Annotated in this window: 6 protein-coding genes; 1 reads left to right on the top strand and 5 read right to left on the bottom strand. The window is 74.6% G+C overall.

What is annotated here, in order from left to right; translation table 11 throughout:
• Window positions 1–141: 141 nt before the first annotated feature.
• The 5 genes from ACFWJB_RS33890 to ACFWJB_RS33870 are packed head-to-tail and all read right to left on the bottom strand — an operon-like array spanning window position 142 to window position 5,719.
• Window positions 142–1,452, bottom strand: a complete 1,311-nt coding sequence (locus ACFWJB_RS33890) for a DUF58 domain-containing protein (protein ID WP_385468229.1) — start codon at window positions 1,450–1,452, stop codon at window positions 142–144.
• On the bottom strand, window positions 1,452–2,441 hold the full coding sequence (locus tag ACFWJB_RS33885) for an AAA family ATPase (RefSeq protein WP_385468233.1): 990 nt from the start codon (window positions 2,439–2,441) through the stop codon (window positions 1,452–1,454). Before ACFWJB_RS33885 ends, ACFWJB_RS33890 begins: the two co-directional genes overlap by 1 nt.
• Window positions 2,441–3,646, bottom strand: a complete 1,206-nt coding sequence (locus tag ACFWJB_RS33880; RefSeq protein ID WP_385468226.1) for a DUF4350 domain-containing protein — start codon at window positions 3,644–3,646, stop codon at window positions 2,441–2,443. Before ACFWJB_RS33880 ends, ACFWJB_RS33885 begins: the two co-directional genes overlap by 1 nt.
• Entirely contained in the window at window positions 3,643–4,416 is a 774-nt protein-coding gene (locus tag ACFWJB_RS33875; RefSeq protein WP_385468223.1) for a DUF4129 domain-containing protein, read from the bottom strand. Before ACFWJB_RS33875 ends, ACFWJB_RS33880 begins: the two co-directional genes overlap by 4 nt.
• 4 nt (window positions 4,417–4,420) lie before the next feature.
• A complete protein-coding gene (locus ACFWJB_RS33870; RefSeq protein ID WP_385468220.1) occupies window positions 4,421–5,719 on the bottom strand; it encodes a glycerophosphoryl diester phosphodiesterase membrane domain-containing protein in 1,299 nt (432 codons plus the stop codon).
• 140 nt (window positions 5,720–5,859) lie between these two features.
• Here ACFWJB_RS33870 and mtnA point away from each other — a divergent pair, with 140 nt between their 5' ends.
• Window positions 5,860–7,002: an S-methyl-5-thioribose-1-phosphate isomerase gene (gene mtnA, locus ACFWJB_RS33865; protein ID WP_385468218.1), complete on the top strand. Its 1,143-nt coding sequence runs from the start codon at window positions 5,860–5,862 to the stop codon at window positions 7,000–7,002.
• Window positions 7,003–7,085: the final 83 nt, after the last annotated feature.

Here is a 7,085-nt window from a genome sequence, read left to right as displayed (position 1 = left end):
TACTGCAGGGGGGACCCTGTGGGAGAGTAGGACGCCGCCGAACAAATATTGGGAAAACCCCGCACCTCACGGTGCGGGGTTTTCTGCGTTTCAGGCCCTTTCGAGTGAGACAGGGGAGCGGGACCTTTCGGTCCCGCCCGGTCACAGACGACCCGCGGCCTTGAGCTCCAGATAGGCATCGGCCAGGGCGGGGGCCAGCTCGTCCGGGGTCGCGTCGACGACCGTCACACCGTGCCGGCGGAGCTGGTCCGCGACGCGACGGCGCTCGGTCTGAGCCTGCGCCGCCGCCGCAGCCTCGTAGACGGCCTCCGTGTCACCGCGGGCCTTCGCCATCCGGGAGATGTGCGGGTCCGCCACGGACGCCACGAGGACCGTGTGGCGCTGAGTCAGCCGAGGCAGGACGGGGAGGATCCCCTCCTCGATCGGCGCCGCGTCGAGAGTCGTGAACAGCACGATGAGGGAACGCCGTGGGGCGGAGCGGAGCGCTGTCGCGGTGAGGCCCCGCGCGTCGGTCTCCAGGAGCTCCGGCTCCAGGGTCGCCATCGCGTCCACCAGGGCAGGAAGTACGTCCTTCGCCGTCCTCCCCTGGACCAGGGCGCGTACCCGGCGGTCGTAGGCGAGGAGATCGACGCGGTCGCCGGCGCGGGAGGCCAGGGCGGCCAGGAGCAGAGCGGCGTCCATGGACGCGTCGAGGCGCGGGGCGTCGCCCACACGGCCCGCGGAGGTGCGGCCCGTGTCGAGGACGAGCAGGATGTGCCGGTCGCGCTCGGGGCGCCAGGTGCGGACCGCGACGGAGGACTGGCGGGCTGTCGCGCGCCAGTCGATGGAACGCGTGTCGTCGCCGGGGACATAGTCACGGAGGCTGTCGAACTCCGTTCCCTCGCCGCGGGTTAGCACGCTGGTCCGGCCGTCGAGCTCGCGGAGCCGCGACAGCTTGGACGGAAGATGCTTCCGGCTGGTGAACGGAGGCAGGACGCGCACCGTCCAGGGGACACGGTGGGAGCCCTGGCGGGTGAAGAGGCCGAGGGGGCCGTACGAGCGGATCGTGACCCGGTCCGCCTGGCGGTCGCCCCGGCGGGTGGGCCGCAGGCGCGTGGTCACGCGTCGGCGCTCGCCGGGAGGGACGGTCAGGCGGTGGCGCGAGGCCGGCATCTCCGTGCCGTGCTGCCAGCTGCTCGGCGGCCAGGCGTCGCGAAGGTGGGCACGGAGCGGGCGGCCGGACGGGTTGTCGACCGTCAGCGTGACGTCGGCGGTCTCGCCCAGGCGGGTGGAGGTGTCGCCTGAGCGGGCCAGGCGCAGACGCCGTACCGGGGCGGCCAGGGCGAAGTCGCAGGCGCAGGCCACCGCCAGCGGGGCGTTGACCGCGAGGATGCCCGCCCAGCCGGGGGCCCAGATCCCGACGGGGACGGAGCCGAGGGCCGCGAGGAGCGCGGTGCGTCCGGTGAGCGCCATCAGCGGGGGACGGGGACGTGGGCGAGGATCGCGTTGACGACCGAGTCGGCGGTCACGCCCTCCATCTCGGCCTCCGGTCGGAGCTGCACCCGGTGCCGCAGGGTGGGGAGCGCGAGGGCCTTCACGTCGTCGGGAGTGACGTAGTCGCGGCCGGTAAGCCAGGCCCACGCCCGGGACGTCGACAGCAGTGCCGTGGCTCCGCGGGGAGAGACCCCAAGGGTGAGGGACGGCGACTCGCGGGTGGCACGGCAGATGTCGACGACGTAGGCCGTGATCTCCGGGTGCACCGTCGTCCTGGCCACCTCGGCGCGGGCCGCCTCCAGGTCGGCGGCGTTCGCCACCGGGCGTACGCCGGCGGCGCGCAGGTCGCGCGGGTCGAAGCCCGTGGCGTGGCGGGTGAGGACGTCGATCTCGTCCTGGCGGGACGGGAGCGGGACCGTCAGCTTGAGGAGGAAGCGGTCCAGCTGGGCCTCCGGCAGGGGATAGGTGCCCTCGTACTCCACCGGGTTCTGCGTCGCGGCGACCAGGAACGGCTCGGGGAGCGGGCGGGGGGTGCCGTCGACCGAGACCTGGCGTTCCTCCATGGCTTCGAGGAGGGACGACTGGGTCTTCGGGGGCGTGCGGTTGATCTCGTCGGCGAGGAGCAGGTTGGTGAAGGCCGGGCCGGGCTGGAAGGAGAACTCGGCCGAGCGGGTGTCGTAGACCAGGGAGCCGGTGACGTCGCTGGGCATCAGGTCCGGGGTGAACTGGACCCGCTTGGTGTCGAGGTCGAGGGAGGCGGCCAGGGCGCGGACGAGGAGGGTCTTGGCGACACCGGGGACGCCTTCGAGGAGGACGTGGCCGCGGCACAGGAGTGCGACGACGAGACCGGTCACGGCGGCGTCCTGGCCGACCACGGCCTTGGCGATCTCGGCGCGCAGGGCCTCGAGGGCGGCGCGGGCGTTGCCCGGGTCTCCGCTCTGCCCGGCGTTGTCGGTGGTCGGGTCCATCATGGACGGCGTACCTCTCTTTCGAGGGCGTCGAGTTGGTCGGCGAGGGCGATGAGTGCCGCGTCGTCGCCGGGCGGCGGGCCGTGGAGGAGGGTGTGCAGGGACTGTCCGTCGCCGTGGAGGTGCGCGGACAGCGCGGGGAGCAGGGCTTCGGGCGCGTGCGCCTGGGCGACGGGGACGCCTACGAGGGGGGCGAGGCGGATGCGGGTCGCGGAGCGGAGAGCGGAGGCCGCGCGGTCGCGGGCGTTGGCCCTGCGGTAGAGGCGGGCGTGGCCTTCGGTCGTCTCGGAGGCGCGGATCGCCACGGGGAGTTTTTCGGGCACCAGGGGGCCGAGCCGACGCGCCCGCCAGAGGGCGGCGAGGACGGCGGCGACGAAGAGTTGCAGGGTGCCCCACAGCCAGCCGGAGGGGATCAGGTCGAAGAAGCCGCGCTCGTCGTCCGGGGCGGTGGTGTCGGAGAGCGAGGGGAGGTACCAGACCAGGTGGGGGCGGGAACCGAGGAGTTGCAGGGCGAGCGAGGCGTTGCCGTGCTCGTCGAGGTGGTTGTTGTAGAGGATGTCGCGGGCGCCGAGGACGATCGTGTCGCCCGGGGCCGTGCCGCCGGATGCCGGCGATGTCGCCGGGACGCGGAGCAGGGTGGCCAGGTTCTCGCTGGGATAGCAGAGGTCGGCTCGCGGGTGGGTGCTGGAGTAGCGGATCCCGCCTGTGTCGGCGTTGCCCGCGCGGCGGGCGGCGGGCAGGTCGCAGTCGGGGGACAGCGTCGAGTCGAAGCTGCGCGCGGGGTCGGCGGTGACACCGGGGACGAGCCGTTCGACGGAGGCGCCGGGGGCCACGAGGACCGTACGTCCGCCGGAGCCGGCGGTCGCGGAGCGCAGCTCGGCCTGCCGGCGCGCGGTCAGCAGGTCGGGGGCGGCCACCAGCAGGGTGGTGTGCGGCCCCGCCGCGGCGCGGGCGTCGTCCAGGGTGGTGACCACCCGGGTGGACACGCCCCGGTCGGCGAGGAGTTCGGCGACGGCCCGGCTGCCGTAGGGGTCCGCGGAGCGCGGGTCGAGCTCGCCGTGCCGGGCGTCGGAGCGGACGACGGCGATCGCGACGGCGCCGGCGAGCAGCAGGACGAGCGCGAGCGCGATGCCTCGCGTGCGGGTCCACAGCCGGCGGGCGGTGGGCGAGGCCGAGGTGGTGGGAAGCGTGGCCTCGGTGGTCATCGGGCGGCTCCCGGGCGGGTGTCGGGGCCGTTCCCGCTGCCGGTGGTGCTGCCGGTCAGCTGCGGTCTGCTGCGTTCCAGGTCGGCGTCGAGGCCGGCCAGGCGCCGGTACGACTGCTCGGTGCCCGGCCGGCCGCCGTACGCAACGTCGTCGAAGTCGCGGGCCGCGGCGCGCAGCCGGCCGGCGTGGGCGGGCAGGGCGCGGCCGGCCTCCGTGGCCGCCTCGTCGGCGGTGCGGCCGGGACGGACGTCGAGGAGGGCGCGTTCCTCCAGGGCGCGGACGACGGCCCGCATGCGTTCCTGGACGGCTTGGCTCCAGTGGCCCTGGGCGGCGTGCGCCTCGGCGGCGGCGCGGTGGTCGGCGGCGCTGCGGGGGCGGTCGTCGAACAGGGCGGGGGCGGAGACGGGCCCGCGGCGCGGGGTGCCCAGGCGCCACCACAGGGCCCCCAGGACGGCCAGGACGGCCACGACGATGACGATCAGGCCGAGCGCCCCTCCGGGCGTGGCGGTGGAGGCCCTGGCGAACAGCTCGCCGATCCAGTCCCAGAGGGCGTTCAGGGCCCGCTGGACCCAGCTGGGGTCGTTCTCGTGGTACATGCGCTTGGACAGCTCGCGCCGCGCCGCGTCCCGTGCGGGATCGCGCGGCGTCGTCACCGGCGGTTCGTCGCCGGAGCGCGCCAGGGACACCACGGAGGTGTCGCCGGCGCGCAGCAACGCCCGTACGGCGGTGCGTGGCAGCACCTCTGTGAGAACTCCCCCCGTCGGACTCACCGCATCAGCTCCCCGGTACGGCGCCGGGGCTGCCAGGGCCCTGGGTGCCGGCGGCGCGGGCCAGTTCGAGGTCGAGGGCCTCGCGGCGGATGCGCTGGTCGATGTAGAGGAGCACGGTGACGCCCGCGGTGATCGGGAAGGTGATCATGGAGCCGATCACCGAGCCGATGCCGCTGACGACGAGGAAGGTCCAGCCGAGGTCGCCGCTGCCCTCGAGGAATCCGCCGACCCCGTCGCCGCTGAGCGCCGCGGCGAGGAAGGTGAAGGGGATGACGATGATCGACGCCACGATGTTCGCGATGACCGTCGCGAGCAGCTGGATGCCGAAGACGCGCCACCAGGAGCCGTTCACCAGCTTCGTCGAGCGGCTCATCGCCTTCTTGATGCCCTGCTTCTCCAGCATCAGTGCGGGGGAGGCCAGGGAGAAGCGGACCATGAGCCACACGGCGACGACGACGCCCGCCAGGAAGCCCAGGGCGGTCAGTGCCACGCCCGCCTCGCCGCCCGCCGTGGCGGTGACGAGGAGACCGGGCAGCATGGCGACCAGGAGGAGACCGGCGACCATCAGCAGCAGCAGGACGATCAGGCCGAACAGCCTGAGCACCTGGGGGCGGGCGTCCCGCCAGGCCTCGCGCGTGGTCACCGGCCTGCCGAGGACGGCGCGGCTGGTGACGGTGGTCAGCAGGGCCGTGGCCACGACGGTGCCGATCAGGGAGATCAGGAAGACGACGCCCGAGTCGATCGTGGTGGCGGTGAGCGCGTCGGCGAGTTCGCTCACGGTGGCGTCGGGGTCGTTGAGGGCCTCGGTGCCGGTGGTGTCCAGGACGAGGCCCCGGAGCAGCACGACGATGATCTCCGTGAGGACCGCGACGGTCAGCGAGATGCCGAGGACCGTGCGCCAGTGGGTGCGCATGGTGGAGACCGCGCCGTCGAGGATCTCACCGACGCCGAGCGGCCGGAGCGGGATCACGCCGGGCTTGGCCGCGGGCGGGGGGCCGCCCCAGCCTCCGTAGCCGTACCCTCCGTAGCCGCCGGGGCGGGCGTGGCCCGGGGGCGGGGGCGGGGTGCCCCAGCCCGTGTGGGGCGGTGGGGGAGGCGGGGTCTGGCCGGGTCCCGCCGGTGCGGACCACTGGCCGGGGGGCGGCTGCTCCTTGGACCACTTCGTGCCGGGGCTCGTCGGTTCCGCGCTCGGCCGGTCCGCGGGCTCGCCGGTTCCCGGGCGGTCGGCGGAGCCGGACGCGCCGGGCTCCTGCCCGTCGGACGGGGCGGATCCGGGCGAGGTCCAGCCCGGAGTGTCGTTCATCGTCGCTCCTTCACGGTGCCCTTCCGCGGTCGCGGCGGCAGGTTGGCAGCCATCGTGCCATGGGGTGGTCCGCCGTGGACCGGCCGAGGTAGGGGCAGCGCACCTTCAATTGTCCCCCGGAAAGGGGGCAGACTGACGGCATGGCTGATCAGTACGCGCAAAGCGGCGAGGACAAGCGGCCGACCGGGATACCCGCCCTCCGCTGGGAGGAACCCCCCGAGGGGCCGGTGCTGGTCCTGCTGGACCAGACCAGGCTGCCGGCCGAGGAGGTCGAGCTGGTCTGCACGGACCCGTCCGCGCTGGTGGAGGCGATCCGTTCGCTCGCCGTGCGCGGGGCACCGTTGCTGGGCATCGCGGGCGCCTACGGGGTCGCGCTCGCGGCCGTCCGCGGCTTCGAGGTGGAGCAGGCCGCCGCCGCCCTGGCGGGCGCACGCCCCACCGCGGTGAACCTCGCGGTGGGTGTGCGCCGGGCGCAGGCCGCCCACGAGGAGGCGCTCGCGAGGACCGGCGACACCCGGCAGGCCGCGACGGCCGCGCTGGCCGCGGCGCGGGCGCTCCACGAGGAGGACACCGAGGCCAGCGCCGGCATGGCCCGGCACGGACTGGTGCTCCTGGACGAGCTGCTGCCCGCCGGCGGACACCGCGTCCTCACGCACTGCAACACCGGGTCGCTGGTGTCGGGCGGTGAGGGGACGGCGTTCGCGGTGGCGCTCGCCGCGCACCGGGCGGGGCGGCTCAGGCGCCTGTGGGTGGACGAGACGCGCCCGCTGCTGCAGGGAGCCCGCCTGACCGCCTACGAGGCGGCGCGCAACGACATGCCGTACACCCTGCTCACCGACAACGCGGCCGGTTCGCTGTTCGCGGCGGGTGAGGTGGACGCGGTGCTGATCGGGGCGGACCGGATCGCGGCCGACGGCTCGGTGGCGAACAAGGTGGGGAGCTATCCGCTCGCCGTGCTGGCGCGGTACCACCACGTGCCGTTCATCGTGGTGGCGCCTTTGACGACGGTGGACACGGAGACGCCGGACGGGGCGTCCATCGAGGTCGAGCAGCGCCCCGGCTACGAGGTGACCGAGGTCATGGCTCCCCAGGTGCCGGTGACGGGATCGGGAGGCGGCATCCCAGTGGCTCCGCTCGGGACGCAGGCGTACAACCCGGCGTTCGACGTGACGCCGCCCGAGCTGGTGACGGCGATCGTCACCGAGGCGGGCGTGGTCTCGCCCGTGACGAGGGAGGCGCTCGCACAGCTGTGCGCGGGCTCGGGGCGGCCGGCCGCCGGCTGACGGGGCTGCCCTGAACGGCCCCCGGCGGCGGCTCGGCGGCGCCTGCGTTCCGTAGTGCGTCGCGAACACGCTGTGAGGGGGCC

Source organism: Streptomyces sp. NPDC127100, from assembly GCF_042724095.1.
Classification (GTDB): Bacteria; Actinomycetota; Actinomycetes; order Streptomycetales; family Streptomycetaceae; genus Streptomyces.
The sequence above is the reverse complement of the archived record's forward strand: the minus strand, read 5'-3'. Positions and strand labels throughout refer to the sequence as shown.